This window comes from Shewanella frigidimarina, from assembly GCF_003797125.1.
Lineage (GTDB): Bacteria > Pseudomonadota > Gammaproteobacteria > Enterobacterales > Shewanellaceae > Shewanella > Shewanella frigidimarina.
Genome location: NZ_RKKE01000006.1, coordinates 209,800 through 236,596, shown reverse-complemented (window position 1 = coordinate 236,596; position 26,797 = coordinate 209,800). Strand labels below are relative to the sequence as shown.

Sequence of the window (26,797 nt, the reverse complement as noted above, 5' to 3'; positions counted from 1 at the left end):
TGCGTCTTTTTTATTGTGCGATTAACGCTTAAAAGCTACTTGGCTTTATTATGGCGATCCAATAAGTTTTTATTAATATCTGCCATCGATAAACCTTGGTCTTCAAGTAACACAATTAAATGATACATCAAATCAGAGGCTTCATTAACAAGCTCTTCTTTGTCATGCGTTGCGGCTGCAAGGGCGGTTTCTAAGCCTTCTTCGCCAACTTTTTGCGCAATACGTTTAGTACCACTTTCAAATAGTGATGCGGTATAACTTGAATCTGCACTTTGGCCTTTACGCGAAATAATCAAATTGGTCAGATTATCAATAAAAGGGTGAGCGTTGCCATCTTTCCAGCAGCTTTCTGTCCCCGTGTGACATGTAGGACCGTTAGGGATGACTTGTACTAAAAAGCTGTCGTTGTCGCAGTCTTTGTCGATAGCGATGAGATCAAGTGTGTTACCTGAGGTTTCACCTTTAGTCCATAAACGCTGTTTAGAGCGACTAAAAAAGGTCACTTGTTTAGTGGCTAAGGTTTTCTCTAATGCCGCTTGATCCATGTAACCTAGCATAAGTACTTTGCCAGTTAGGTGGTGCTGTACAACGGCTGGGATTAACCCTTGTTGCTTGTCCCAATCTAGGCTTGTGCTATCAAATGTAATGCTTGTCATGTGTAATCTCTTATTTGATGAGGCTATTTACTGTTTGGTTTGGTCGTTAAGCGTAAGCCTATAAACGAATCGCAATGTTATTGGCATGCAAGTATTGCTTTAACTCACCAATATCAATAATGCCTTTGTGAAATACGCTAGCTGCTAATGCGGCGTCAACCTTAGCCAGTTCAAACACCTCTTTAAAGTGTTCCATAGTGCCAGCACCGCCTGAAGCGATTAACGGTACATCGCAAATCGCGCGCACAATGCTTAGCTGTTTGATGTCATAACCGCCGCGCACGCCGTCTTGGTTCATGACGTTTAATACAATTTCGCCACAACCACGTTTTTGCACTTCTTCAACCCAATCTTGGGTATACCATTGAGTGTCTTTGGTTGCCGCTTCGTCACCGGTAAACTGTTTTACTTTATAGCTATCACTAACAGCATCGTAAAATGAGTCAATGCCGATGACAATACATTGGCGGCCGAACTCATCTTGTAGGCGTGATATTAAACTCGGATCGCTTAATGCGGGCGAGTTGATTGATATTTTATCCGCGCCAAAGGCTAACTTTTCACGGGCTTGCTCGATGGTTTTTATACCACCAGCGACACAAAATGGAATATCAATTTGTTCAGCAACGCGGCTTACCCAAAATTTATCGATAACACGGTCGTGGGCGCTGGCGGTGATGTCATAAAATACTAATTCATCAGCGCCTTCTTCTGCATAACGGGCGGCGAGGGGAACGATATCTCCAACTATTTCGTGATTACGAAACTGCACTCCTTTAACTACTTTACCTTCACGTACGTCAAGACACGGAACTATGCGTTTGGCCAGCATTGTATTGCCTCCTCAACGGTAAATTGATTAATCAACAGTGCTTTACCGATAATGATACCCGATGCTTTGCTGTCGCGTACCGCAGCGACGTTATCGAGCGTGGCAATGCCGCCAGAGGCTTGCCACAGAATATTTGGATAAGTCGCGGCTAACTCAGTGTAAAGTTCAGTATTAGCGCCAGTTAAGGTGCCGTCACGGCTGATATCGGTCACTAAAGCATGCTTAAGGCCGACAGTTTCAAATTCAGCAACTAATGACTCTAGCGATTTACCACCACCAGATTGCCAGCCCGATACCGCAACAATTTTGTCGCCGTTATCATTGATGTTAACGTCCAGCGCTAAACAAATAGCATCGCTACCGTATTTTACAAACCAACTTTTTACCAGCTCAGGTTCTTTAACCGCAAGCGAACCAATAACTACGCGTTTGACACCAATGGCCAACAATTCTGCGACTTGATCTTCGTTGCGAATACCACCGCCCACTTGAATATCAACATCAAGCCCTGCAGCAAGTTCAGCAATCAATTTAGTTTGGCGTTTATTAGGATCTTTAGCTCCCGTTAAGTCGACGATGTGCAGCAGCTTTGCCCCTTGGGCTTGATAAGATTGCAACTGTGCCAGTGGACTTAAGTCAAAGGTGGTTTGTTTGTCGTAGTCACCTTGGTATAAACGCACCACTTGGCCGTCAATTAAATCAATGGCAGGAATAATCATTGTGGTGCCCCCATGTTTAACCCCATCTGTAAAAAGTTCTGTAAAATTTTCGCGCCTACTTTGGCACTTTTTTCCGGGTGGAATTGCACCCCAAAAAAGTTACCTTTACCAATGGCTGCACTGAATGACTCGCCATATGTGCTGCTGGCTAAGGTGTACTCACTGATTGGTGCACGATAGCTGTGAACAAAATACACGTAGCTGCCATTTTCTATACCAACAAATAAAGGATGGTCGCTTACCTCAATTTGATTCCAGCCCATGTGTGGCAGCGGTAAGCCTTTGCTGTCTAGGTCGCCAATGTCTGTCGGCACTAATCCTAAACAGGTGATATTTTGCTCGCTGCGACCGCCATGTTCATTAGACAAAGATGCCAGCATTTGCATGCCTAAACACACACCCATAACAGGTTGTGTTAAGCTTTTAATTAGCTCGATAAGGTTCTTTTGTTTTAGGGCGTCCATGGCCGCACCTGCGGTGCCAACACCAGGCAGTACTACTCTTGCGGCGCTGCGGATGACATCAAAGTCAGCGCTGACAATAACATTGGCGTTAAGGCGCTCAAAAGCAAACCGTACAGAGCTTAAATTGGCACAACCGGTATCAATAATCACAGTAAGATCATTGCCAGTATTTGAAGCATTCGATACTTGTGTCATAGAAGCTCCTTACAGCACACCTTTACTTGATGGCAGTATGTCACCTTCCACTTTCACCGCTTGGCGAAGTGTGCGGCCTAGCACTTTAAATAGCGCTTCCACTTTGTGGTGATCATTGTCGCCTTTTGAGCCAATGTGTAAAGTGCAACGCAGACCATCAGCGAATGAGCGGAAGAAGTGAGGTACCATTTCGATAGCCATTTCACCCACCATTTCACGGTCAAAATCAGCACTGAATTTTATAAACGGACGACCAGAAATGTCCATTAAGCATTCGCCACTGGCTTCATCCATCGGTAAGCTGAAACCAAAACGAGCAATACCGCGCTTGTCGCCTAAGGCTTGACGAATTGCGTCGCCAATCGCGAGAGCAGTGTCTTCTACGCTGTGGTGGTCATCAATTTCTAGGTCGCCGTCAACATGGACGTCCATTTTAAAGTTACCGTGGGTTTGAATTTGATCTAGCATGTGGTCAAAAAAGCCAATACCAGTTTCAATCTTACCTTTGCTTTGGTTGTCTAAGTCGATGGTGACTTTGATGTCAGTTTCTTTGGTGGTACGCACGACCGTCGCAACGCGACCTTTACTCAGTAACGCGCTGGTAATAGTGTCCCAGTCGAGTGTTTGACGATTATATTTAAAGCTTTTAATGCCCATGGCATTGGCAAGTTCAACGTCAGTTTCACGATCGCCAATGACTGCCGATTCGGTAAAATCCACTTTGCCTTGGGTTAAATAGTCTTTTACTAAGCCCAGTTTGGGCTTACGGCAGCTGCAGTTTTCATCATTAAAGTGTGGACAGATAACTACATCGTCAAATATCACACCTTGGCTTGCAAAAATTTGCATCATCATGTCGTGCGGGGCATCAAAGTCTTCTTTTGGAAACGAAGGTGTGCCCAAACCGTCTTGATTGCTGACCATCACTAAGCGGAAACCTGCATTCTGTAATTTAAGTAACGCTGGGATCACTTTTGGCTCAAATACTAATTTTGCCAAACTATCGAGTTGCTTATCGATGGCTGGTTCTTCAACTAATGTACCGTCGCGGTCGATAAAAAGGATTTTCTGTTTCATGCTAACTACCTTAAATGGTGATATCTAATTCTTATTTATGATGTATAGGGTATTGGCCGATATGTAACGTGCCTTAACGAAATAACTGAATAATCACATCGGTTTCTTTGGCTGAGGTAAAACTAAAACGAATTGCATCAGCAAGGCGTGGATCTTTGTACGCACGGGCAACCACACCGGAATCACTGAGTCTTTTTGCTGCTACATTTACATCGTCAAATTTAGCTAATACATAATTACCGTTGGCAGGTAACACGTTAGCGCCATAAGCGGTTAATGCAGTACTTAAACGTTTACCTTGTTCAATTAAACTGGCCACTTGAGTTCGCATTGTGTCGATACCAGCAGGACTTAACGCTTTTACTGCAAGGTCTGACACTGGTAATGGCACCGGATAAGGAGCAATAACTCGCATGACTAAATCAATAATGTCATCATTTGCGAGCATAAAACCACAACGTGCGCCCGCTAACGCAAATGCTTTTGATAATGTACGTAATACGACAAGGTTAGGGTATGTACCCAGTAAATCAGCCACGCTGTAGTCTGGGCAAAATTCAATGTAGGCTTCGTCTACCACCACAATTGCATTTGGCGCCGCTTGAATAGCCTGTTCAATTTTATCTTTAGCTATCACTGTGCCTGTTGGGTTATTTGGATTACAAATAAATACAATTTTGGCACTACCGATTTGAGTTGACCATGCATCAGGTAATTGATAGTCATCGGTTAAACTTAACGCGGTAACCGCCACATTAAACGTGGCTGCACTAATAGCGTACATGCCATAAGTGGGACCAAAACAAGCAATACTGTCTACACCAGGAATACAAAATGTTCGAATTAGCAATTCAATTGCTTCGTCAGCACCACGGCTAGCAATCACGTTACTGGCTTTTACGCCAGCATAATCGCTGTAAGCATTGATTAATGCTGGCGGCTGGCACTCAGGGTAACGATTAACTTTATCAAGCTCACTATTATTGAATGGTGATTCATTGGCATTAATCCAAATATCTCCACGACCACCAATTCGTCGTGCACTCTGGTAGGGGGTCAACGTCAATAATTCGGGTCTGGCCAACGTTTTTGGATCAAAAGGCGCAGCTAAGGTTTGGCTCATGGTGGTGTTCTCTACTTTCTACTCTATAAGGTGCTAACTAGCGCTTAGCGATAGCGCTGACAATATGAATGACTCAAGACTCAAAACTGGCTAAGCGAATGGCGATAGCATTTTTATGTGCATCTAATAATTCATTTTCTGCCAACACCATGACGGTGTTACCTAAGGTTTTAAGCCCTTGTTGGTTAAGCTCTTGAACCGTAAAACGGCGACTAAAGTCGGCTAATGACAAACTTGAAACCGAGCGGCTATAGCCATAAGTCGGCAATACATGGTTAGTACCGCTAGCATAATCGCCTACAGACTCAGGGGTATAAGCCCCTAAGAACACTGAACCTGCACCGCGAATTTGCGTTAATACGTCTCGAGGTGCCGCAGTTTGAATAATCAAATGTTCTGGGCCATACAAGTTTGACACTTTTGCGGCTTGAGCCATATCGCTAACAATAATACTGCGGCTACATTCTAGTGCTTGTGCGGCGATGTCTTTACGGTTCAACAGTGCTAATTGTTCTATTAAGGCTTGGTTGACTTGCTCTGCCAGTGTTAATGAGTCAGTCACTAACATTACTTGCGAGTCAACGCCGTGTTCTGCTTGGGATAATAAATCGGCAGCAACAAAACCAGGATTTGCATCTTTGTCGGCAATCACGAGTACTTCAGACGGACCTGCAGGCATGTCTATTGACACACTAATACGGCTGTCCTGTGACATTAATCGTTTTGCTTCAGTCACATAACGATTACCCGGACCGAATATTTTGTCTACGTTTGGCACCGATTCTGTCCCAAATGCTAATGCTGCAATAGCTTGGGCACCACCGACCTGAAAGATGTCTGTAATACCGCATACATTAGCAGCATAAATAATCGCATCATTAATCGGCGGTGGACTGACTAATACACGCTTTTCGCAACCGGCTATTCTTGCTGGTAACGCCAACATCATCACAGTGGATATTAATGGCGCAGTACCACCGGGAATATATAAGCCGACTCGCTCGATGGGTTCGCTGCGCAATTCACAACGAATTCCCGCTTGAGTTTCTATATCAACACCCTGAAACACTTGCGCCTTATGAAAGGTTTCAATGTTATTCACCGCTTGCGCAACAGCTTGTTTGACGTCGTCACCTACACGTGTACATGCTGCAGCAATCTCGTCAGTTGATAACGCTAGTTGAGTCAGTTCAACACCGTCAAATTGCTTGTTATAAGCCAGTAACGCGCTATCACCTTGAGCGTTCACTTGCTCAATAATGCCACGAACACGTTGTTCTACACTTGCATCACCAATTAATGGCGAGCGCGCTAACGTTTGTCGTTGTTGTTCGGTAGATAAAGAAGCCCAATCGAGAATTTGCATGTGTGTTACCCCATCATTTTTTCAATTGGCATCACTAGAATTGAGCTTGCACCTAATGCTGTTAACTCTTCCATGGTGTCCCAGAACAAATCTTCTGTACTTACAACGTGTATAGCCACGCGATTGGTGTCGTCATTGAGTGGTAATACTGTTGGGTTTTCAGCGCCTGGGAGCAGGGCAACAATTTGGTCTAAAGTTTCAACTGGGGCGTGCAATAAGATGTACTTACTTTCACGGGCACGGATAACACCATTAATTCGCGATAAGATTTTGTTGATGAGCGCTTGTTTTTCAGTAGATTGAGTTTTATTTGATTGAATGATGCACGCCATTGAGCGGTAAATGACTTCGGTTTCATATAAGCCGTTTGCTTCAAGGGTTGCACCAGTAGAGACTAAATCACAAATGCCATCTGATAATCCAGCGCGTGGTGCTACTTCAACTGAGCCTTTCAACATACAGTCGCTGTAGTTAATGCCTTTTTCTTGCATAAAGCGGCGCAGCAAGTTTGGGTAAGAGGTCGCGATGCGAAGGCCTTCAAGTGAGTTGGCATCTTTGTATTCAAACTCATTGGGTACAGCAAGTGATAAACGACATGAACCAAAATCTAATTCACGTAATTTGGTGCATTCAGCTGGTTTTCCAGCTAGCTGGCGTTCAATTTGTTCTTCTTCTAGAACGTTCTCACCGATAATACCTAGGTCAACAACACCATCCATGACTAAGCCTGGAATATCATCATCACGAACGCGTAATAAATCGATTGGCATGTTGTCTGCGTGTGCAATCAAGCGTTGCTCATTAACGTTAAATTTCACACCACAGCTTTTAAGTAACTGTTGAGACTCTTTAGATAAACGGCCCGATTTCTGAATGGCGATGCGTAAACGCTTTGACTGGCTCATATGGTACTTCCTTAATATATAAAATATAAATTGTTGAAAATTAAAAATATAAATTTAAAAAAACAAAAAACCCCTGAAATTCCTTCCAGGGGTTTATGTGAATAAGTGTTCACCACCAGAAGGATAACGTCCTTCGGCAGTTAGCATCCGAAGGCTACCGCATATGGTGATGATGGTGGATTGTAGTCACTTGGATGTTCATTTCAATACTCTTTATTTGATATTTACTTGATATTAGTTAATCAGTTTAAATGAGGTTTTATGCACTCATTGAAGTCGTATTTATCGACTTGCTGTTAACTTAACCCCATTTATGCTTGTTTGCAAGAGTGAACAAAGCATTAATGTTATTTAATTACCATATTTTTTGCATAAGATATGCTTTCTTGTCTATTGGTGATCATTAGAGCCGGTTAAGCAAAGCGTTAACAGCACAGCTGCTTAATATGTTAGCTATCAATGTCCCTGGGGATTAAACTCTGTTTGTTGTTTGTTGTTTGTTGTTTGTTGTTTGTTTGTCAATAAATGACTTTGAGAACTCAATAAATACAAAGGGTAGACCGTTAGCGTAATGACGCCTCCCATTTGGCACTCTACATCACTTAAGTTAATGATACCGTTTAATGGCTTGACTCTTATGCAACAAGAGCCGTGTGCTAGTCGATTATTCAAGGGATAACCGATGTTTTAGTGTGTTGAAACTTGTTCCTTCAGTCTTTATGAATCGCAATGTTTAAATCATATCGTTATAAGCCATTGAGTTTATTGGACGCTACTTATAAGCTGGCGTGTATTACTTTTTATTAATTTAGCTAACGTCTCGAGGTATGCACTGTATGAAGACCATTGATTTAGTGGCGCTTAGAGATGTTATGGATTTGATGCTAGATGCTGTTTGCGTGGTTGATAAAGCGGGAACTTTTGTTTTTGTTAGTGCTGCATTTGAAGATATTTTTGGATATTCGCCAGACGAAGTGATAGGCAAACCCATGATTGACCATGTTTATTCAGAAGATGGCATAAAAACACTTAAAGTTGTTGAGTCATTGATGGAGGGTAAAAAACAGCCTCGTTTTGAGAATCGTTGGGTCCGTAAAGATGGCAAAATTATCGACATTCTTTGGTCGGCTAGATGGTCTGAAGATCACCAATTTAGAATTGCGATTGCTCACGATATTACTGAACGAAAATTAATGGAGCAACAACTGCATTACATTGCAGGACATGATCCATTAACTGAATTACCTAATAGAGCATTATTGTTTGGTCGCTTACAAACGTCACTTGGATTAGCTCGTCGTGAAGGTAGCCATCTTTCGTTGTTATTTATTGATATTGATGGGTTTAAACATGTTAATGATAGTTATGGTCATCTTGTAGGTGATAAGCTACTTAAGAACATAGCTCAACGTTTACGTGATTGTGTCCGTAAGTCCGATACGGTTGGACGTTTTGGCGGCGATGAGTTTGTGGTGGTGTTAAATGGCATAGATTCATTTGATAATGTGCTGGTTATTACTGAAAACATTCGAGCTCAGCTCGAAAAAACTTATCAATTTGATGATCTTAATTTGCAACTTTCACCGAGTATCGGTGTTGCTCGCTACCCTGAAAATGGTGATGATGAGCAGCAATTACTTCAGTATGCAGATCAAGCAATGTATAGAGCAAAAAATGCCGGCGGTAACCGAGTTGATGTTGGTGTAGACAATGCTACCTAGTGTTATTGCCTAACCTTATTATGATTGGGCTTTAAACTTGAACAAGACGTTTTTGAAAGTAGCTGGTCTTCATAAATTACAATCAGAGCGATGGTTTTCGATGTGCTATCCACACAACATTTTGCTTAGTAGTGTTTAATAAGGTGCTGAATTCATTTAGTTGTACAGATAAGGAATGATATTTTAAGTATGCGTAAAACTGATAAAAAAATAGATAATCAATTAAGAGAGGGATTAACTACCGTATGCGAACATGCATTGGATAATTATCCTGGTTTTGCATGGATTACACACGTAGTTGATTACATGCTATTCCCTAAAAGCTTACAGATTATTTGTATATTTGACAATGAGTCACTGCTAACGCAATTTAACCAAAGTGGCGATAAAGCGGTACTGTTAACGTTAATTCAACGCACTCTTGCTCAATACCAGATTAACCTCAGAGACATTAATCAACATGTTAGTTTTGATACTGAAACCGCTTGTGAGCAGCAACATAATGGTAATTGGGCATTACGAGTTAATCATATCGCTAAAAGTAGGCAATCTAAGTTGAATTAGCAGTTTGGTTTCAGTGGGCACAAGCCGTTAATTTTGATTAGGTGCTGGGAGAAATTAACTCATTTTGGTAAAGCTTTGTTGGTGATTATAAAAATGCAGTACATGGGCAAGTTCGTAATCAGCTTTGTTTAATTCACCATATGCAAAGTGCGGAGCAAACTCAGCTTGATATTGTTGAAAATCAGTTAAAGATTGTATCAGCCTAGCAAGCGCTAGATTAACATCAAGATTACGATCTAACTTCGGCGCCGCAGGAATTGGTTCGGCTAAGTTATGTGACATCGCGCCTTTGGTGGCAAATGCCGTAAATGCCAGTGCACCAACGGTTTGTTTAAACAGTGCTGATTTATGTTCAGGAAACCCGCTCATTGAAAATTCAACACTTTGCGCGCAATGTGCAAACACTTCAGCACTGTTCCATTCTCCGTGACTTAAATGCGCAAGTTGTTCGGTAGATAACATTGTTAACTGATTCAATTTGGCTAATAGTGCAGTAATGGTGAGTTGCTCAGGATCATTGCCTTGGCTTAACCATATTGCACTGGCACTAGTTATTCCAACAGCGGCACCCATTACACTTACTTTTAAAAACTGTCTGCGTTGCATTATGTGGCCTCTTTGATCGGTATTCACTTAACATTTAATGCCGTCATCATAATCAACTTAACGACTCTATGCATCTGTGTTGAAAGCAGATTTCTATACAAGATGTTAGCTGTTATGGGAATCAATAGAACAAGTTAGGTAGCCAAATAATCAAATGGCTACTCAAGGATAAATTATATTCGATGATGTTAGCTGCAATTGTATTTGACTGCTTATTTCGGCTTTTTGACTGGCAGTTAATAGGGTGGAGTTATCAATCGCCGTCAGCGCAGCTCGTTTGTCAAAACCACTCCACACATTGACGGTACCAGCAATAGACTCTAATCGAATGGTAGTGTCATTAATACGTTCGGCTACATTAAACGCTTGTTGAGGATCCGTTTGGCTCAATTGTGCCGATCGTTGACGAAATGCAATGTCTTTGTTGTCATCAGACAGTGAATTAATAACCTGCAAAAAATCGACTTCCGAATGTTCTGCGAGGGCATAACTGGCGTTGATAATGATATCTCGCTGAACATTAGTTTCATAATTATCTATTCGCGCTAGCATCATATTGGGTTCAACACTGGCGATTTCAGCTACGGCACTGTTGAAATAATCTTGGTTTAAATCGTAGGCTTGTTTTTGATTGTTTAAAAATACTAAAGCAGCCTCAGGATCGGTTTGTGCCATTTTTCGTGAGACAATATATATCCCGCTGGCACGTTGCTCAACGGCAATCGTATCTAACCAGTCAACAGCATCTTGAGTATTTTTTTCAACCAACTGATATACCATCGACGTTATAAGATAATTAGTCGACTCATTTAATGGCAGTGATGAAATAAGATTTGCGGCTTCATTAGGTGACTGTTCAATGTAGTAATACATGGTATTTAAGTACATTTTTAACGTTGATTGAGTTTCTGTTTGCTGCTCTAACCATTCAAATGCGGCAATTGCATCGGTATTGGCCCATGAGTCTACAATCGACATGATGATCGATGACTTCATCGGTTCTACTGCCAATAACTCGACATCGCTTAATGCTTGTTGCGGATTTACAGACGCTAAACCACGCAAATAACCGTCGAGTAATGACTCATACTGTTCAGTCGACTTTTGTTGTTCTAGCCATGAAATGACATTTGAAAATTGCATTTTGCCAGCTATTTCTAAAATTAATCCATATAAGTCTTCATGTTGAGTTTCTTCGGCAACCAGCAATGCTTCTAAAGGGTCTTGTTCGGCCAGTTGCATGATACGAAAAATCGACATGTAAGGCGTTTCATCATTGCTTAACGATGCCTTAAATGCTTCCCGGTCGTGAGTATTGTGGGGTAAATTATTCTCTGAGGTAATATTAGATTGTCCTGTAGAGACAGATTTTGAAGTATTAGTTGGTTGTGTTTTAGAAAGTAAACCGCGATGTTCAGTAGTGTTTGGGGTGTCATTAGGCCATATCAGCGGAAAACTGATAAACCCGATACACCAACTAATTGCCACTACGATTAACCATTTCATTATTGCTTTTCCTTAAGCTTGTTGCCGATGAACAAATCTCTCTTTAGGCTACGTTATTATGATGCTGTTTACATTGCAATGAAATATACAGTAATTAATGTCATGAAAAGATAGTTAACTCATTAACTTTCATATGTATTTGTTATCGACATTTAAATTTTGAGTTTGAACGAGTCATGATTCGTAAAACGGACAAAAAAGAGACGTTCTACTGAGACAAGAATTAACCACATATTATTTCGGATACTCTGTGTTTATTCCTATCATCAACAAAATCGAGATCTGGATCTTATACTGCGACTTAAAATAAGGCTATCTTTACAGTAGCGTTTTTATTGAGTAATGACTTATGTTTCAGATATTTTCTGATTTTGCATCTTGGCTTATTTATAGTGTATTGGGGTTGTCTGCTGAGACTAAACTCGGTGATGCGCTGCATTTTTTTGTTGAAGACGTGACTAAAATTTTTGCTTTACTACTGGTGATGATTTATTTCATTGCCTTAATCCGGGCTTCGTTAAATGTTGAACGGGTCAGAGATTATCTAGCTGGAAAGCACCGAGGATTAGGCTATTTAATGGGATCTGGTTTTGGTGTCATAACGCCATTTTGTTCTTGTTCGAGCATTCCTGTATTTTTAGGCTTTACTTCTGCCGGGATCCCATTGGGGATCACTATGAGCTTTTTGATTACCTCGCCTTTAATCAACGAGGTCGCAATATTACTATTGATGAGCTTATTGGGACTCAAATTTACTTTATTGTATATTGCCGTTGGAATGAGTGTGGGGATGTTAGGCGGTTTGTTTCTCGACAGTATTAAGGCTGAACGTTGGCTACAATCGTTTGCGGCCGAAGCCTTAAAGCGTGGCCAGCAGAAGGGGGTTGGCAATACGGCTGATGAGAGTGCCAATGTGCAAACTATGTCGTTACAACAAAGACATCAATTTGCCAAAACTGAAATGCTAGATATATTCGGCCGTGTCTGGAAATGGGTCATTATTGGTGTGGGGTTAGGCGCCGCATTACATGGTTTTGTGCCAGATGGTTGGATTGAAGCGCATTTGGGCGACGGACAATGGTGGTCTGTACCCGCTGCGGTACTGCTGGGTATTCCACTTTATTCCAATGCGACAGGCGTTATTCCTATTATGGAAAGCCTGATTGTTAATGGGTTACCGATTGGTACTACGTTGGCATTTTGTATGAGTACCGTAGCAGCCAGTTTTCCTGAGTTTATTTTGTTAAAACAAGTGATGCAATGGCGCTTGCTGGCGATATTATTCAGCATGCTATTAGTTTCATTCACTATAGTGGGGTGGATATTTAATGCATTTGCTCCGTTGCTATCATCTACGAGTTAGTCATAAGGAACAATAAATGAAAATCATTAAAGTATTAGGTTCTGGTTGTAAAAAGTGTCTTGAAACTGCAGAGCTTGCCCGAGCTGTTGCCGACGAAAAAGGTGTTGCTATAAAAATCGAAAAAGTAACCGATATGGCGCAAATTATGGCTTATGACGTAATGAGTACGCCAGCGGTAGTCGTTGATGAGAAAGTGGTCCATAAAGGCAGTAAACCCACTAAAGATCAAATGGCAATGTGGATATAGAAGATATGTTTTACGGGTGATTTTTATGTCCGATATATTGTCATTTGACTTGTTTGGCCTAGCCGAGGCTGAAAAAGTCATGAGCATGAGTGTGAAACACAAGGCGGCCAATCAAAAAATGGCGTTTGAACTCACCCCTGAACAGCACATTTAAAACCTGCTATCTGAATAACTAAAAGATAAACGATTGATTATATTTTATCCGAGTCAAAAATGCTGAGTCACGCTGGTGGCCAGCATTTTTTGTTTCCGGCCTAATAAGCCAAATCATCGATATTGTTAATACAACTGCCTTTACAATTTTTGGTGATAAACAGTTGGAACATGAAGCCGTTATAAGCATAATAGCCCAAACCACATTACATCAACGTTAGCGCGATAATTTGAGGATGCTTTGAGCTCTACACTTACCCAATCTGTAATCCATGAATTTAGCGATCGCGGCGCGTTAGCCAAACATGTGCATCATTATCACCACCGACAAAGTCAGACAGATATGGCCGTTGCGGTAAGTGACGCTATTGCTAAAAAGCATAATCTGATTTTAGAAGCTGGTACGGGTGTGGGTAAAACCTATGCGTATTTAATTCCGGCCTTACTCAGCGGTAAACAAGTGGTTGTGAGTACTGGCAGTAAAAACCTGCAAGAGCAGCTATTTCTTAAAGATCTCCCTGCATTACTCGCCATGCTAGATGTACATGTACCTATTGCGTTATTAAAAGGGCGTAACAATTATTTATGTCAGTTACGCCTAGAAAAACAAATGCAAAATGCCAGTCAATTTAGCGAATATTATATTGATGACTTGCTAAAAATTAATCAATGGGCACATTTGAGCAAAGATGGCGATATCGGCAATTTAACCTCGGTGGCAGAGCATTCAGAAGTTATTCCTAGCGTAGTGAGCACTAAAGAAACCTGTACGGGTAAAAAATGCGATCATTATGATGTGTGTTTTACCCGTAAAGCACGTATTAGAGCAATGGAGGCCAAAGTGGTGGTGGTTAATCACCATTTATTTTTTGCTGACCGATTGCTAAAAGACACCGGATTTGCCGAGTTATTGCCAGATCCCGATGTGGTTATTTTTGATGAAGCCCATTTGGTACCCGATATTTGTATCAATTATTTTGGCAGTCATATATCCAGTCGCGAAATCGATCTGTTACTCAATGGCATCATCAAAATACATAAACAGGTTATTCGTGACAGTATTCAAATAGAGCAATTATCGCAACGTGGGCTGGTGGCATTAAGTGATTGGCACAATGCGATGTATGACAATCAAGTGTCAGATTGGCGTAAAGTGCTTGCCAATAAGCAATTAGCAACCGTGTCATGGGCATTACAACAATCATTAGCAGATCTTGCGAATGTGCTTCGTCATCATCTTGGCCGCGAAGACCTGCTCGATTTAGCGTTTGAACAATTACACGAGCTTGCTGAAAAGCTACAAGACTATTTTGAATGCAAAGACATGCAAGCGGCTTATAGTGTCGAGTTAGGCCCACGTTTTATCATGCTTCGGCTTAGCCCCATTAATGTGGCCAAACAATGCCAGCAGCTGTTTGATGCCAAAACCCGTTGGATTTTTACCTCGGCGACCTTGCAAGTAAACCGAAGTTTAGGCCATTTTGCGACCGAGCTTGGCTTATCATCCGCGAAGCAAATTATTTTAGACAGTCCGTTTGATTACCCTAATCAAGCGGTATTTTGTGTGCCGCGCCATTTAGGTAAAGTAGGGCAGTCGCAACATACAGTTAAACAATTAGTTGATGTGTGTGTTCAAGCTATCAACGCCGCTCAAGGCCGTACGTTCATATTGTTTACTAGTCATCAAATGCTCGAACAAGTTGCATCCGCTTTACAAGGTAAAGTCGCTTATCCATTATTGGTACAAGGCCAAGCCAGCAAACAAAGTTTATTAAATAAATTTAGACAATTAGGTAATGCAGTGTTGCTCGGCACCAGCAGTTTTTGGGAAGGAGTCGATGTTCGCGGTAAGTTACTCAGCTGCGTGATTATCGATAAATTGCCGTTTGTATCGCCAGATGATGCTTTATACAAAGCACGGGCCGCTAATGCTGAACGCCAGGGACTTGATCCCTTTAGCCATATTTCTCTGCCACAAGCGGTGATAAGTTTAAAGCAAGGAGTCGGGCGGCTAATACGTGATGAAAAAGATCGCGGTGTGCTTATTTTGTGCGATAACCGTATCGTAAATCGTGCTTATGGGCAGGCGTTTATTAATTCGTTGCCACCAATGCAGCGCACACGTGACTTAGACCTAGCATTACAATTTTTAAAACAAATCCCTTAAGCTTTTTAAAACCGTGCGCATCAGTTATCATATTGAGTCTATTTGATGTTTTTTTACTGGGTAACCCATCATAATGCCAAAGCCGTTAACCATTCTCGCTCTTGATACTTGCACCGAAACTTGCTCTGCTGCGTTAACCAGTAATGGCAACGTGTTTTCGCTTATTGCAGATGCACCACGTGAGCATAGCCAACGAATACTACCCATGGTTGATGAAGTGCTCGCTCAAGCCAAAGTGACATTGGGCGATGTGGATATGATTGCTTATGGCCGCGGTCCTGGCAGTTTTACTGGTATCCGTATTTGTACCAGTATGACTCAAGGCTTAGCTTTAGGACTCGATTTACCGGTTATTGGCATTTCGACCTTAGCGGCAATGGCCCAATTAGCCATAACAGAACAAGGTGCCACGCAAATTTTGTGCTGTATTGATGCGCGTATGAAGGAAGTTTATTGGGGCCAATACATTGCCAAAGACGGCATTGCAACGTTAGTAGGCGAAGAGCACGTTAGTGCGCCTGAAGCGATTGAGTTGATCCTCGACACACAACAAAATATTAGTGTTTGTGGCACTGGCTTTGAAGCTTACCCACAGTTATTAACGATAGCGCCACACATGACACCATGCATTGAAGCGACTTATCCAGATGCGAAAGCTATGTTAGTTTTGGCGCAACAAGGTCATCAACAAGGTTTGCATACTATTGTTGATGAACTTTCGCCGGTATACCTTCGTGATACCGTTACATGGAAAAAACTTCCGGGCCGAGAATAGCCATTGACGGTTATTTGACATAGAGTATAAGGTACGAATAAAGGTAAATGGTGTCGTTAATGACGATAAATGCAGCATTATCAATGGCAAATAATCAATCAGGTCCTATTAGTCTGAGCCAAGCTGTTGCCGGTAATCGGCCGATAACTCCGGCCCGTGAACCTATTATTGTCAATCCTTCTGCTGAAGAACGTGACGTTCAAGGCATTGAAATTCGCAACATTGCCATTGTTGATGATTCTACTTTGTCAGCCAAACAGCAAGCCCGTGTAGAATACGATCGTGATACTCACAGTCAACGTGGTGCTATTGCGCAGTATTTATCAACTCAGCATTCTGCTAAAAGAGACGAAATTCAACAAATGGTTGGTATTGATTTATATGCCTAATGTGCAGTTGTCTGCAACACCCAGTCGCAGCCGTTTTATGATTGAATTATTGTTGGCTTTTTTACTGACGCGATTTCCCTATATCTTTATTCCTTTTAAATGGTTTGAAAGCTATTTTCACGAATTATCTCATGGCATCGCGACATTATTAACTGGCGGGTCTGTTAGTCATATTCAGCTATTTCCAAATGGTGCAGGTTTTTGTTTTAGCCAAGGCGGCAGCAGCATACTAATTGCTTATGCTGGCTATTTTGGCGCCGCATTGTGGGGCTATTCAATATTTCTGATGGCAACTCAAAAACAGACCATTAGATTTACCCTGACTTTACTCGCGCTTACTGTGGCAGCATCATTACTTTTTTGGGCTCGAGATGTATTAACTATTGTTATTCTTAGCGTATTGATAATACTTTTTTTGTTACCACTTAAATTAAAAAATAGTAATCTGTTAAACACCTTACTGCGTATATTAGGCCTAATGATTATTTTAAATGCCATGGCAAGTCCGATGGTGTTATTAGGGTTAAGCGGCCAAGGCGATGCGGTTATGTTAGCTGAAATGACTTGGCTACCTGCATGGATATGGGTAATAACATGGCTCGCCTTTAGCGGGTTTATGCTGTTGCTCTGTTGGCGTAAAGTTGATCGAAAAAAGGGAGTGTCAAAATGAAACGTAACATGATGTTAGGAGCCTTAATTGGCTTATCAAGTTTAGGTATGTCAACTGCAATATACGCAGCCGATAGTATGGCCGATAAAAAAGTGACGGCACCGCAGGTTCATTCCGCCCTTGCTAAAGCAGTGGCTAGCGAGTTTCGTACTGCAGATAATAAATTACGTGATCAATATCGTCATCCTGCTGAAACATTGGCATTTTTTGATGTGAAGCCTGAACAAACTGTAATTGAACTTTGGCCTGGTGGCGGTTGGTATGCTGAGATTTTAGCGCCTTACTTAGCTGAAAAAGGTCAATATGTTGCTGCTAATTTTGAAACAAAACCGGCAGAAGAAAACCGTCAAACAGCTTATTACAAATCGGCGGGTCTAAAGTTTGAAAAATGGGTCAGCGATAACAAAGCCAGTGTAGGCAATGTACAGTTTGTAACGTTAGATCCACCGGCTAAGTTTTCATTGGGTAAAGATAATTCTGCAGACCACGTATTAACATTCCGTAACTTGCACAATTGGGCAATGAAAGGAGAGTTGGAAGGTGTATTCAAAGCTGCTCATGACGTGTTAAAAGTTGGAGGCTCATTAGGTATTGTTGAACACAGAGCTAATATCGGTATGGCGGCAGAAAGTGGCTATATGGATCAAAATCAAATGGTTGAGTTGGCCAATAAATACGGTTTTGAATTAACCGGCAGCTCTGAAGTAAATGCTAATCCTAAAGACAGTAAAGATTATGAGAAAGGTGTATGGACATTACCACCGCGTTTAGCGTTGGGTGATCAAGATAAACAGAAGTACCTTGATATTGGTGAAAGTGATCGTATGACAATCAAATTTACCAAAACAGCCGCTAAATAATTATTACAAAGTGAGCCAACAATGTTGAACATTGATGTAGAAGAAATTCAATTGCCGTTGGCTCATATTACTCTTGCTGCTAAACGATATGGTCAAGCCGATAAGCCAGTAATATTGGCTTTGCATGGTTGGCTTGATAATGTTGACAGTTTTATCCCCTTAGCGCAGGCCTTTGCCCAGCAAGGGTTATTCGATAAATTCCAACTGATATGTATCGATTGGCCAGGGCATGGATTATCAGATCATCGTCCCGGGCGTTATCCTTTGCATTGGGTTGATTATATTTACGACTTACAAGCCGTGATCCATACTCTGTCACAAGAAACAGGTCCCATTATCTTATTGGGCCATTCGCTCGGCGGCATTGTGGCGTCAGCTTATAATGCATGTCTTGCTGACAACATCCATAAACTCATTTTAATAGAAGCCCTTGCACCGTTATCTGAATCTGCTACACAAGCTAAAGATCGCTTACGTAAAGGCTTACAGCAACAACAACGCTTTAATCGTCAATTGGCTAGAGCAACTCCAACGTATTCTTCAATGGATATTGCCATTCAGGCTCGCCATCAACTCACTGGATTAGCATTACCATGGTGCGAAATAATCACCAAACGTAATATGGCAGTCACAGATGGCCATTATTCATGGCGTAGTGATCCTCGGTTAAAATTAGATTCACTTAACCGATATACCTTTGAACAGGTTGATGCTTTGATGACAATAAGTGACACGCCTTCTTTACTTATTGTTGGCCATGATGGTTTTAAACAATTAACAGCATCAACCGAGCAAGCCAATAAATGGTTTTCCAATATTGATATCGTTCATTTAGCCGGAGACCATCATCTTCACATGGGAAATGCCGAGCAAGTTGCTAAATCGATTGGAGCATTTATTCTAAATAGCCGTTAACCATAGGTAAAAACGCTGTTATTTTTAGTTTATTTATGTGATTATGATCGAAAATTAAAACACTTGTATGACTTAGTTCACGACAAGCAACATAATAAAGCCTGCGAAAACAATTTTAATGATACGCAGACAATAAAATATTTTACCACTGACGGGGAATGCACGTCTTAGCACAGTGGGCATTATTAGGAGACACCTGTGGACCAGCCTTGGATTAATAATTTACCTGAACATGTTCCGGCCGAAATCGACCCATCTCAATTCAGTTCTTTAGTACACATGTTTGAAGATGCAGTAGCAAAATATGCTGACCAACCTGCATTTATTAACATGGGTGCGACGATGACGTACCGTAAACTCGAAGAGCGAAGCCGAGCATTTGCTGCATATTTACAAAACGAACTGCACTTAAATAAAGGCGACCGTGTTGCCATTATGATGCCTAATTTGCTGCAATATCCTATTGCTCTGTTTGGTATTTTACGTGCGGGAATGGTAGTGGTTAACGTTAACCCACTGTATACGCCACGGGAATTAAAACATCAATTAGTCGATTCGGGTGCAAGAGCCATCATTGTGGTGTCTAACTTTGCTAATACCCTAGAAGAAATTGTCGATCAAACTCCAATAGAATCAGTCATTATTACTAATCTTGGTGATCAACTCAGTGCACCTAAACGCACTTTAGTTAATTTTGTTGTTAAATACATTAAAAGATTAGTGCCAAAATATCATTTACCTCATGCATTATCATTTCGCGATGCACTCTCTAAAGGCCGACGCCTACAGTACATTAAAGCCGATATTAGTGGCGAGGATTTGGCTTTTTTACAGTATACCGGTGGAACGACAGGGGTATCTAAAGGTGCCATGTTAAGCCATAAAAACGTAGTAAGTAACGTTTTACAAGCTAGTGGTGCTTATTCGCCAGCGCTTGATGATGGTGCTGAGTTTGTGGTGACAGCATTGCCTCTGTACCATATTTTTGCCCTAACAGTGAATTGTTTATTGTTTATACATAAAGGTAGCAAAAATTTACTGATCACTAACCCTCGCGATATCCCAGCATTTGTGGGTGAACTTAGAAAGTACCCGTTTACGGTATTAACGGGTGTTAATACCTTATTCAATGCTTTAGTGAATAACGAAGAATTTACTCAACTTGATTTTTCTGGTTTAAAGTTGTCTATTGGCGGCGGGATGGCGGTGCAGCGTGCCGTAGCTGATAAATGGCAAAACCTAACTAAGACACGCCTACTCGAAGGTTATGGTTTAACTGAAGCCTCACCATTGGTCACATGCTGCCCATATAACCTCAGTGGTTACAATGGTTCAATTGGCTTTCCTGCGCCTTCAACGTTCATTCAAATACGTGATGATGATGGTAAAGTACTTGCCCAGGGAGAAACGGGTGAATTATTTGCGAAAGGCCCACAAGTGATGCAAGGTTATTGGCAACGTCCGGAAGAAACGGCGAGTGTCATTGATAAAAACGGTTGGTTAGCCACAGGTGATATTGGCTATATGGATGAAAAAGGTTTCTTTTTCATTGTCGATCGTAAGAAAGATATGATTTTAGTGTCAGGTTTTAATGTATTCCCGAATGAAGTGGAAGAGGTTGTTGCCTTACACCCTAAAGTTATCGAAGTCGCTGCCGTCGGAGTTCCTAACGATGCCAGTGGTGAGTTAGTGAAGATTTTTGTGGTAGCAAAAGACAAATCATTAACCGAAGAAGAGCTGATTAAGCACTGTCGTCATCATTTAACGGGATATAAAGTTCCTAAGCTGGTAGAATTTAGAGACGAATTACCGAAAACCAATGTGGGTAAAATTTTACGCCGACAACTTCGAGATGAAGTTAACAAAGCGTAAAATCAAAGCCGGCAACTGAGCCGGCTTTTTTATGTTTGGTTGTTATCAGCTTATCGTATTGCTCACACCTTTTTTTTAGCGGAGCCTATTTTGTTAACGTTTGAATATATCAGTGATGATGCCAGCCTGTTGTCATTAGTTGAACAATACCAACAAAGCACCTTACTGGTGCTAGATACTGAGTTTGTCCGCACTCGAACCTATTATGCTAAATTAGGCCTTATTCAAGCCTATGATGGCAAAACTTTAGCCTTAATTGATCCTGTTGCGATTACCGATTTAAGCCCATTTTGGCAGTTATTAACTGACCAAAATATTGTCAAATTAGTGCATTCATGCAGTGAAGATCTCGAAGTATTTGCTCATTACGGTGAATGCCAGCCAAGCCCACTATTTGATAGCCAAATAGCTGCAAGCTTTGCTGGTTTAGGCCACGGTTTAGGTTATGCTAAGCTGGTTGACGCATGCTTGCAAGTCGAAATAGATAAAGGTGAGTCACGCACGGATTGGATGAATCGTCCGCTTTCTGATGCACAATTACAGTATGCGGCTAATGATGTGTTTTACTTGTATCAATTATACCCACAGCTGCAACAGAAGCTTGCTGCAGACAATCGTGTTGAATGGTTGTTTGAAGAAGGTCAGCGTATGACCGAAGGGCGCATGTCATTGCCAGAAGGCGACAGCGTCTACCTTAAAGTTAAAAATGCGTTTCAACTATCGAGTCAGCAGCTAGCCTATTTAAAAGTATTGGCTAAATGGCGTTTAGCCAAAGCGGTAAGCCGTAATCTTGCGCTAGGTTTTGTTGTAAAAGACCATGCATTAATTGCATTAGCCAAAAAACAACCAACCACATTAGCGGAATTGAATAGTTTAAATGACTTAACAGATCAAGAGAAACGTATTCACGGCAAAGATTTATTAACGGTTATGGCGACGGCAGATTTAATTAATCTCCCTGAAGAAGTTGATGTTGTGGCGCTTAAGTCTGGTTATAAATCAGCTTTTAAAGAAGTAAAAACAGTCTTAACTGAATTATGTGAGCGTGAAAACGTCGCATTAGAATTTGTTGGTTCTAAACGCCATATTCATGAATTTCTATTATGGTTATACCACAACAAGCAAACACCAACACCGATACTCTTGGTTGGTTGGCGTGGGCAGTTGGTAGGTGATTTACTAGAGCCAGTGCGCTTTAGTTAATACAGCTTTAGTTAATGCAATTTATCAACATACCAAAAAAGGATACTCGCATAATGCCAGTATCCTTTTTTGTTTTAAGCAGAGTAGGGTGACCTTGGCTGATTACTTTGAATCAGGTAAGGTAACGTTTAACTCTAACACCGATAAATTGTCATCGTTTTGGTCAAGTTGCACAGAGACTTGGTCATCTGATATTTGCACATACTTACGGATCACTTCGATGATTTCTTGTTTCATCTTTGGGAAATAATCAGGTGCACCACGTTCACCACGTTGATGAGCCACAATAATTTGTAATCGTTCTTTTGCCAATGATGCGGTATTGGGCTTTTTACTGCTTCTAAAATAATCAAGTATCGACATAGTTAGCTCCCAAATATCCTTTTAAGGAATCCCTTTTTTTCTTCTGTAATAAATCGAACAGGTACATCATCACCTAATAAGCGTGCAACCGTATCGCCATAAGCTAAACCTGCATCACTTTCTTGATCGATAATGACCGGTACACCAGAGTTTGACGCCTTCAGTACCGATTGAGACTCAGGGATCACACCGAGTAATTCAATGGCTAATATTTCCTTCACATCCTCAACACTGAGCATTTCACCCGTTTTGACCCGCGCAGGAGAGTAACGAGTTAACAATAAATATTCTTTTATGGGCTCTAAAGACAATTCCGCACGACGTGAACGGCTCTGCAGCATGCCTAATATACGATCTGAGTCACGTACAGAACTCACTTCAGGGTTAGTGGTAACAATCGCGATGTCGGCAAAGTAAAGCGCCATCATGGCACCTTGTTCAATACCCGCTGGTGAATCACAAACAATATAATCGAAATCTTTGGCTAAATTCTCAAGTACCCGGCCAACGCCTTCTTTAGTGAGCGCATCTTTATCGCGTGTTTGAGACGCGGGTAAGATAAACAGTTTGTCGCAGCGTTTATCTTTAATTAACGCTTGGTTTAAATTAGCTTCACCATTAATGACGTTAACAAAATCATATACGACTCTGCGTTCACAACCCATAATCAAATCAAGATTACGTAACCCAATATCAAAATCGATAACGACAGTTTTCTTTCCTTTTAAGGCCAATCCGGTGGCAATTGCTGCACTGGATGTTGTTTTACCCACACCGCCTTTACCTGATGTGACAACAATAATTTGCGCCATTTATATTTATATCCTTGTATTTGCCGATTATTGGGGCAATGATTCAACAGTAAGAGATGCGCCTTCAAGGCGAACACAGCCTCTTTGACTTAGATCGTATTGTTGCAAATGTTCTGTCAACCAATACTGTCCAGCAATCGATACTAATTCTGCTTCTAACGAGTTAGCGATAATCACACTTTGATTATCTCCCGCAGCACCCGCCATGGCTTTCCCACGAAGAGCACCATATATATGGATGCTACCATCAGCAATGACTTCAGCGCCATTACCAACCGCACCAAAAATGATTAAATCAGCATTTTGTGCGTATATTTGTTGTCCAGAACGCACATTTTGTTTAACAATTTTAGTTGCTCGTTCAGGTAACTCTGCTTTGCGGGCTTGTTTCCCTGACTTTACCACTGCAATTCCCATGCTCTTTGCTTGTTCAATTTGCTCAGCGCTTGCATCGGTAATGCCTACAATAATAAGATTTCGGTCAATTAATAATTGTTTTAGCGCATTAAAATCAATGTGGGTATGCTGAATGGCAGATAAATTTAATACCAAGGGTGCGCCCAAAAAGAACTGAGGAGCTTGAGCCAATTTGTTGTCTAATTCAGCCGCAATGATATCGAGATCGTTATGATTGATATGCAGCACTGATAATGTAAAAGACGTGGCCTTTAATTCGAGATTTTGTTTAGCCATCCCGGCGTGATTCTCCAATACTCAGCGATAAACTGATTTACAATTATTTTCTTGTGCCACCATGTTATAGTGTGCTTAGTTGACTATCAAGTTTGAACCTTTGGAAATTTACACTAAAATGATATGTGCAGTATATAAAAGCGGTCGAAGAGCAGATACTTACCTTTTTGTCAAAAAACGTGATGTTTTTGATGACGTTCCTGAACCGTTAATGGAAATGTTTGGCTCAAAGACATTAGTGATGATTGTACCTTTATCTAAACGAGACCATTTAGGTATCGCTGATATTGACAAAGTGAAGGTAGCATTAGTTGAACAAGGCTATTACTTACAAATACCACCACCACAAATTAATTTACTCGAACAACACAAACAAGAATTAGCTTTTAAGAAATAAGCTCATTCTTAAAGGAGTAATCAAGACGAATATGATTCAAAAAATCATTTTATGCGCATTTTTTTACTTCATTTGTTCTAATATTGCCATGGCGGAAGACAGCCGTGGCGAATTTACTGACTACTTGTTGGAACTACAGCAAAAGGCAATTGCCACTGGCGTTAATCAACTCACAGCAGAACGCTATATTGCTAATATTAAAATCTTCAAAAAAGCCAGCCTTAATACCCATTCAGACGAATCACAAACATTAGAAGACTTTATTCCCCAAGCTGTACCTGAAATTACCGTGAGTACTGCCAGAGCAATGTTTCAGCAGCACGAATCACAAATACAAAATTTAAGCCGAGCTTATCAGGTTCAACCACGTTTCCTGATGGCGCTATGGGGGATGAACTCTCGTTTTGGTGAACGTACAGGACGTTTTTCTGGGTTATCTGTTTTAGCCTCACTGGCTTATAAAGGCGATAAAGAAGCTTTTTACATTAATGAATTTATTGCAGCGCTTAAATTAATTGAACAAAAAAATATTACCGAAGATTTATTGCGGAGTTCTTCATCTGGGGCTATGGGGCAGATGCAAATGATGCCTAGCCAGATACTCCAATACGGTATAGATGCCGATAAAGACGGCATCATTAATGTCTGGGACAGTATGGATGATGCCTTTGCATCTACGGCTAATATGTTACATCGACAAGGTTGGCAATATGATTCTACATGGGGAAGACAGGTAAAAACGACCTTGATGTTAGATCCCAACTTACTTGGTTTACAAACACATCACACATTTCCACATTGGCAAGCCTATGGTGTCAGGCGTTTTGATGGTACAGATTTACCCCAACGTAATGACATGGAAGTATCATTAATTGCGCCGGATGGACCCAAAGGTCGCTTTTATTTAACCTATAATAATTTTCGTTTATTACATCAATTTAATAATTCTTTGTACGATACGTTGGCAATAACCTACCTTTCTGAGAAAATTAAACAGTAAATTGTACTGTTTTAGGTGTAAAATGCGTGAAAATTTAGATAATAAGCCACTTTAGACATAAAATGATGACTCAGTTTTGGATAACCACACCTTTAGAAAAAATGACACCCGAACAATGGGAGTCTCTTTGTGACGGCTGCGGTAAGTGCTGTCTAAATAAAATCATCGATGATGAAACTGATGAACTTTATTATACAAATGCCGCCTGCCACCTATTGGACAACGATACTTGCGGTTGCCGTAGATACCCTAATCGTTTTACTTATGTGCCTGAATGTACTGCCATTACGCCAGAGAATATTGCTGAATTAACTTGGTTACCAGATAGTTGTGCCTATCGTCGTTTGCATGTTGGCAAAGGCTTACCTAGCTGGCATCCGTTGCTGACGGGGAATAAAGAGGCCATGCATGCAGCGGGCATTTCGGTACAAGGTAAAACGGTAAACGAAATGAAAGTGAAGTATTTGGAAGACTGTATTGTATTGTGGCCGATGCTGGACGTTGAATAATCAATTCTTTAAATATAAAAAAGACCTCATTGAGGTCTTTTTTATATTTGATTTCGAACATTTTGCTGATTTATTTTGCAGATTTAAGTGCCGGTAACAACATTAACAACCAAATAACACCATAAATAGCAAAACCAAGCATCATCCATTGTGCCATGCTGACAGACAGCCATGACCATGGTGAGTCACTGCACATACCCGTTGGCGAGAAGACTGAAGGTAACCAGGTGTCTAATGGCATAAAACTGGGGAATTCGGGGTAAAAAGAACAAGTCGCAAACGGTGAAGGATTAACTTGCATCTGGTTTAGCTCATAAGCTAATTTAAAGCCCCAAACCGCCGATACAGCCCATCCAGCCATACCCACTAATCGTAGCAACCACACTTTAGGTTGTAGTATGCCTATCAGCGCTGCCAGAATAATACCGAGTACAGCAACACGAATATAAATGCACATTACACACGGTGCTAGATCCATTCCATATTGAAAGAAGAGGGCTGCCAACTCTAATCCAATAGCGGATAATAATAATAAACCCCAAGAAAAACGATTATGGCAAAACTGCTGTAGTTGTGACAATTTCAGTTCCTAATAAATGTGCTGGTAAAAAAACACCCTCAAATGAGGGTGTTCAGATGGATTGTCACGACTTTAAGATAAATTATCTACTAAGT

The 26,797-nt window shown here is 41.1% G+C and carries 30 protein-coding genes; 16 read left to right on the top strand and 14 right to left on the bottom strand.

Annotated features, from left to right (window positions below; all coding sequences use genetic code 11):
* Positions 1–35: 35 nt before the first annotated feature.
* The 8 genes from hisIE to hisG form a co-directional block, all read right to left on the bottom strand.
* Positions 36–656, bottom strand: a complete 621-nt coding sequence (hisIE, locus tag EGC86_RS17125) for a bifunctional phosphoribosyl-AMP cyclohydrolase/phosphoribosyl-ATP diphosphatase HisIE (RefSeq protein WP_123778348.1) — start codon at positions 654–656, stop codon at positions 36–38.
* Between the two features lie 58 nt (positions 657–714).
* Positions 715–1,488: an imidazole glycerol phosphate synthase subunit HisF gene (gene hisF, locus EGC86_RS17120; protein WP_123778347.1), complete on the bottom strand. Its 774-nt coding sequence runs from the start codon at positions 1,486–1,488 to the stop codon at positions 715–717.
* A complete protein-coding gene (hisA, locus tag EGC86_RS17115; protein WP_123778346.1) occupies positions 1,470–2,207 on the bottom strand; it encodes a 1-(5-phosphoribosyl)-5-[(5-phosphoribosylamino)methylideneamino]imidazole-4-carboxamide isomerase in 738 nt (245 codons plus the stop codon). The genes hisF and hisA overlap by 19 nt, the downstream gene beginning before the upstream one ends.
* Positions 2,204–2,866, bottom strand: coding sequence for an imidazole glycerol phosphate synthase subunit HisH (gene hisH, locus EGC86_RS17110; RefSeq protein WP_011637182.1), 663 nt, complete (start codon positions 2,864–2,866; stop codon positions 2,204–2,206). Before hisH ends, hisA begins: the two co-directional genes overlap by 4 nt.
* A gap of 9 nt (positions 2,867–2,875) precedes the next feature.
* Positions 2,876–3,943: a bifunctional histidinol-phosphatase/imidazoleglycerol-phosphate dehydratase HisB gene (hisB, locus tag EGC86_RS17105; RefSeq protein ID WP_102037562.1), complete on the bottom strand. Its 1,068-nt coding sequence runs from the start codon at positions 3,941–3,943 to the stop codon at positions 2,876–2,878.
* A 73-nt stretch (positions 3,944–4,016) separates the two neighbouring features.
* The gene (gene hisC, locus EGC86_RS17100) at positions 4,017–5,066 is read right to left on the bottom strand and encodes a histidinol-phosphate transaminase (protein ID WP_123778345.1); all 1,050 of its coding nucleotides are present in this window, start codon (positions 5,064–5,066) and stop codon (positions 4,017–4,019) included.
* Positions 5,067–5,139: 73 nt separating this feature from the next.
* The gene (hisD, locus tag EGC86_RS17095) at positions 5,140–6,432 is read right to left on the bottom strand and encodes a histidinol dehydrogenase (RefSeq protein WP_123778344.1); all 1,293 of its coding nucleotides are present in this window, start codon (positions 6,430–6,432) and stop codon (positions 5,140–5,142) included.
* Positions 6,433–6,437: 5 nt separating this feature from the next.
* Positions 6,438–7,337 carry an ATP phosphoribosyltransferase gene (hisG, locus tag EGC86_RS17090; RefSeq protein ID WP_011637186.1) on the bottom strand — a complete coding sequence of 300 codons (900 nt, stop codon included), beginning with the start codon at positions 7,335–7,337 and terminating at the stop codon, positions 6,438–6,440.
* An 836-nt stretch (positions 7,338–8,173) separates the two neighbouring features.
* Here hisG and EGC86_RS17085 point away from each other — a divergent pair.
* Both EGC86_RS17085 and EGC86_RS17080 read left to right on the top strand, forming a co-directional pair.
* Positions 8,174–9,058, top strand: coding sequence for a diguanylate cyclase domain-containing protein (locus EGC86_RS17085; RefSeq protein ID WP_123778343.1), 885 nt, complete (start codon positions 8,174–8,176; stop codon positions 9,056–9,058).
* Positions 9,059–9,247: 189 nt separating this feature from the next.
* The gene (locus EGC86_RS17080) at positions 9,248–9,622 is read left to right on the top strand and encodes a Fis family transcriptional regulator (RefSeq protein ID WP_123778342.1); all 375 of its coding nucleotides are present in this window, start codon (positions 9,248–9,250) and stop codon (positions 9,620–9,622) included.
* A gap of 54 nt (positions 9,623–9,676) precedes the next feature.
* Here EGC86_RS17080 and EGC86_RS17075 read toward each other — a convergent pair whose 3' ends face one another.
* Positions 9,677–10,228, bottom strand: coding sequence for a DUF1569 domain-containing protein (locus EGC86_RS17075; RefSeq protein WP_123778341.1), 552 nt, complete (start codon positions 10,226–10,228; stop codon positions 9,677–9,679).
* A gap of 162 nt (positions 10,229–10,390) precedes the next feature.
* Positions 10,391–11,734, bottom strand: coding sequence for a hypothetical protein (locus tag EGC86_RS17070; protein ID WP_123778340.1), 1,344 nt, complete (start codon positions 11,732–11,734; stop codon positions 10,391–10,393).
* 349 nt (positions 11,735–12,083) lie between these two features.
* Between EGC86_RS17070 and EGC86_RS17065 the strand changes: the two genes are divergently transcribed.
* From EGC86_RS17065 to rnd, 11 genes are all read left to right on the top strand, one after another.
* Positions 12,084–13,097, top strand: coding sequence for a permease (locus EGC86_RS17065; protein WP_123778339.1), 1,014 nt, complete (start codon positions 12,084–12,086; stop codon positions 13,095–13,097).
* A 16-nt stretch (positions 13,098–13,113) separates the two neighbouring features.
* The gene (locus EGC86_RS17060) at positions 13,114–13,344 is read left to right on the top strand and encodes a thioredoxin family protein (protein WP_123778338.1); all 231 of its coding nucleotides are present in this window, start codon (positions 13,114–13,116) and stop codon (positions 13,342–13,344) included.
* Between the two features lie 25 nt (positions 13,345–13,369).
* Complete coding sequence (locus tag EGC86_RS21165) at positions 13,370–13,498, top strand: hypothetical protein (RefSeq protein ID WP_259397006.1); 129 nt, start codon at positions 13,370–13,372, stop codon at positions 13,496–13,498.
* A 240-nt stretch (positions 13,499–13,738) separates the two neighbouring features.
* On the top strand, positions 13,739–15,664 hold the full coding sequence (gene yoaA / locus EGC86_RS17055; RefSeq protein WP_011637193.1) for a DNA repair helicase YoaA: 1,926 nt from the start codon (positions 13,739–13,741) through the stop codon (positions 15,662–15,664).
* A gap of 73 nt (positions 15,665–15,737) precedes the next feature.
* On the top strand, positions 15,738–16,439 hold the full coding sequence (tsaB, locus tag EGC86_RS17050) for a tRNA (adenosine(37)-N6)-threonylcarbamoyltransferase complex dimerization subunit type 1 TsaB (protein WP_123778337.1): 702 nt from the start codon (positions 15,738–15,740) through the stop codon (positions 16,437–16,439).
* A 59-nt stretch (positions 16,440–16,498) separates the two neighbouring features.
* Positions 16,499–16,828 (top strand): hypothetical protein, encoded by a 330-nt coding sequence (locus EGC86_RS17045; RefSeq protein ID WP_123778336.1) that lies wholly within the window; start codon positions 16,499–16,501, stop codon positions 16,826–16,828.
* Positions 16,821–17,498 carry a M50 family metallopeptidase gene (locus EGC86_RS17040; protein WP_123778335.1) on the top strand — a complete coding sequence of 226 codons (678 nt, stop codon included), beginning with the start codon at positions 16,821–16,823 and terminating at the stop codon, positions 17,496–17,498. The genes EGC86_RS17045 and EGC86_RS17040 overlap by 8 nt, the downstream gene beginning before the upstream one ends.
* Positions 17,495–18,358 carry a class I SAM-dependent methyltransferase gene (locus EGC86_RS17035; protein ID WP_123778334.1) on the top strand — a complete coding sequence of 288 codons (864 nt, stop codon included), beginning with the start codon at positions 17,495–17,497 and terminating at the stop codon, positions 18,356–18,358. The genes EGC86_RS17040 and EGC86_RS17035 overlap by 4 nt, the downstream gene beginning before the upstream one ends.
* A gap of 21 nt (positions 18,359–18,379) precedes the next feature.
* On the top strand, positions 18,380–19,273 hold the full coding sequence (locus EGC86_RS17030; protein ID WP_123778333.1) for an alpha/beta hydrolase: 894 nt from the start codon (positions 18,380–18,382) through the stop codon (positions 19,271–19,273).
* A 198-nt stretch (positions 19,274–19,471) separates the two neighbouring features.
* Positions 19,472–21,145 (top strand): long-chain-fatty-acid--CoA ligase FadD, encoded by a 1,674-nt coding sequence (gene fadD / locus EGC86_RS17025; protein WP_123778332.1) that lies wholly within the window; start codon positions 19,472–19,474, stop codon positions 21,143–21,145.
* 90 nt (positions 21,146–21,235) lie between these two features.
* The gene (gene rnd, locus EGC86_RS17020) at positions 21,236–22,348 is read left to right on the top strand and encodes a ribonuclease D (protein ID WP_059745357.1); all 1,113 of its coding nucleotides are present in this window, start codon (positions 21,236–21,238) and stop codon (positions 22,346–22,348) included.
* 102 nt (positions 22,349–22,450) lie between these two features.
* Here rnd and minE read toward each other — a convergent pair whose 3' ends face one another.
* The 3 genes from minE to minC are packed head-to-tail and all read right to left on the bottom strand — an operon-like array spanning position 22,451 to position 24,216.
* A complete protein-coding gene (minE, locus tag EGC86_RS17015; RefSeq protein WP_011637201.1) occupies positions 22,451–22,711 on the bottom strand; it encodes a cell division topological specificity factor MinE in 261 nt (86 codons plus the stop codon).
* A 2-nt stretch (positions 22,712–22,713) separates the two neighbouring features.
* Positions 22,714–23,523, bottom strand: coding sequence for a septum site-determining protein MinD (gene minD / locus EGC86_RS17010; RefSeq protein ID WP_011637202.1), 810 nt, complete (start codon positions 23,521–23,523; stop codon positions 22,714–22,716).
* Positions 23,524–23,550: 27 nt separating this feature from the next.
* Positions 23,551–24,216, bottom strand: coding sequence for a septum site-determining protein MinC (gene minC, locus EGC86_RS17005; protein WP_123778331.1), 666 nt, complete (start codon positions 24,214–24,216; stop codon positions 23,551–23,553).
* Between the two features lie 118 nt (positions 24,217–24,334).
* Here minC and EGC86_RS17000 point away from each other — a divergent pair, with 118 nt between their 5' ends.
* The 3 genes from EGC86_RS17000 to EGC86_RS16990 all read left to right on the top strand — a co-directional run bounded on the left by EGC86_RS17000 (position 24,335) and on the right by EGC86_RS16990 (position 26,122).
* Complete coding sequence (locus EGC86_RS17000; RefSeq protein ID WP_011637204.1) at positions 24,335–24,613, top strand: YcgL domain-containing protein; 279 nt, start codon at positions 24,335–24,337, stop codon at positions 24,611–24,613.
* 31 nt (positions 24,614–24,644) lie between these two features.
* Positions 24,645–25,613, top strand: a complete 969-nt coding sequence (locus tag EGC86_RS16995; protein ID WP_123778330.1) for a lytic murein transglycosylase — start codon at positions 24,645–24,647, stop codon at positions 25,611–25,613.
* A gap of 62 nt (positions 25,614–25,675) precedes the next feature.
* Entirely contained in the window at positions 25,676–26,122 is a 447-nt protein-coding gene (locus EGC86_RS16990; RefSeq protein WP_123778329.1) for a YcgN family cysteine cluster protein, read from the top strand.
* Between the two features lie 70 nt (positions 26,123–26,192).
* On the opposite strand, the gene dsbB is transcribed toward EGC86_RS16990, so the two are convergent.
* On the bottom strand, positions 26,193–26,702 hold the full coding sequence (gene dsbB, locus EGC86_RS16985; protein ID WP_011637207.1) for a disulfide bond formation protein DsbB: 510 nt from the start codon (positions 26,700–26,702) through the stop codon (positions 26,193–26,195).
* Positions 26,703–26,797: the final 95 nt, after the last annotated feature.

Bases quoted from the DNA above. Each gene is read 5' to 3' on its own strand.
- EGC86_RS21165 (WP_259397006.1), top strand. From the start codon at position 13,370: ATGTCCGATATATTGTCATTTGACTTGTTTGGCCTAGCCGAGGCTGAA.
- tsaB (WP_123778337.1), top strand. From the start codon at position 15,738: ATGCCAAAGCCGTTAACCATTCTCGCTCTTGATACTTGCACCGAAACT.
- hisD (WP_123778344.1), bottom strand. From the start codon at position 6,432: ATGCAAATTCTCGATTGGGCTTCTTTATCTACCGAACAACAACGACAA.
- EGC86_RS17030 (WP_123778333.1), top strand. From the start codon at position 18,380: ATGTTGAACATTGATGTAGAAGAAATTCAATTGCCGTTGGCTCATATT.
- hisG (WP_011637186.1), bottom strand. From the start codon at position 7,337: ATGAGCCAGTCAAAGCGTTTACGCATCGCCATTCAGAAATCGGGCCGT.
- hisF (WP_123778347.1), bottom strand. From the start codon at position 1,488: ATGCTGGCCAAACGCATAGTTCCGTGTCTTGACGTACGTGAAGGTAAA.
- hisIE (WP_123778348.1), bottom strand. From the start codon at position 656: ATGACAAGCATTACATTTGATAGCACAAGCCTAGATTGGGACAAGCAA.
- hisA (WP_123778346.1), bottom strand. From the start codon at position 2,207: ATGATTATTCCTGCCATTGATTTAATTGACGGCCAAGTGGTGCGTTTA.
- EGC86_RS16990 (WP_123778329.1), top strand. From the start codon at position 25,676: ATGATGACTCAGTTTTGGATAACCACACCTTTAGAAAAAATGACACCC.
- EGC86_RS17075 (WP_123778341.1), bottom strand. From the start codon at position 10,228: ATGCAACGCAGACAGTTTTTAAAAGTAAGTGTAATGGGTGCCGCTGTT.
- EGC86_RS17085 (WP_123778343.1), top strand. From the start codon at position 8,174: ATGAAGACCATTGATTTAGTGGCGCTTAGAGATGTTATGGATTTGATG.
- EGC86_RS17060 (WP_123778338.1), top strand. From the start codon at position 13,114: ATGAAAATCATTAAAGTATTAGGTTCTGGTTGTAAAAAGTGTCTTGAA.
- minD (WP_011637202.1), bottom strand. From the start codon at position 23,523: ATGGCGCAAATTATTGTTGTCACATCAGGTAAAGGCGGTGTGGGTAAA.
- EGC86_RS17080 (WP_123778342.1), top strand. From the start codon at position 9,248: ATGCGTAAAACTGATAAAAAAATAGATAATCAATTAAGAGAGGGATTA.
- EGC86_RS17040 (WP_123778335.1), top strand. From the start codon at position 16,821: ATGCCTAATGTGCAGTTGTCTGCAACACCCAGTCGCAGCCGTTTTATG.
- hisC (WP_123778345.1), bottom strand. From the start codon at position 5,066: ATGAGCCAAACCTTAGCTGCGCCTTTTGATCCAAAAACGTTGGCCAGA.
- EGC86_RS17065 (WP_123778339.1), top strand. From the start codon at position 12,084: ATGTTTCAGATATTTTCTGATTTTGCATCTTGGCTTATTTATAGTGTA.
- EGC86_RS17035 (WP_123778334.1), top strand. From the start codon at position 17,495: ATGAAACGTAACATGATGTTAGGAGCCTTAATTGGCTTATCAAGTTTA.
- EGC86_RS16995 (WP_123778330.1), top strand. From the start codon at position 24,645: ATGATTCAAAAAATCATTTTATGCGCATTTTTTTACTTCATTTGTTCT.
- minE (WP_011637201.1), bottom strand. From the start codon at position 22,711: ATGTCGATACTTGATTATTTTAGAAGCAGTAAAAAGCCCAATACCGCA.
- minC (WP_123778331.1), bottom strand. From the start codon at position 24,216: ATGGCTAAACAAAATCTCGAATTAAAGGCCACGTCTTTTACATTATCA.
- hisH (WP_011637182.1), bottom strand. From the start codon at position 2,866: ATGACACAAGTATCGAATGCTTCAAATACTGGCAATGATCTTACTGTG.
- EGC86_RS17045 (WP_123778336.1), top strand. From the start codon at position 16,499: ATGACGATAAATGCAGCATTATCAATGGCAAATAATCAATCAGGTCCT.
- EGC86_RS17070 (WP_123778340.1), bottom strand. From the start codon at position 11,734: ATGAAATGGTTAATCGTAGTGGCAATTAGTTGGTGTATCGGGTTTATC.
- hisB (WP_102037562.1), bottom strand. From the start codon at position 3,943: ATGAAACAGAAAATCCTTTTTATCGACCGCGACGGTACATTAGTTGAA.
- EGC86_RS17000 (WP_011637204.1), top strand. From the start codon at position 24,335: ATGATATGTGCAGTATATAAAAGCGGTCGAAGAGCAGATACTTACCTT.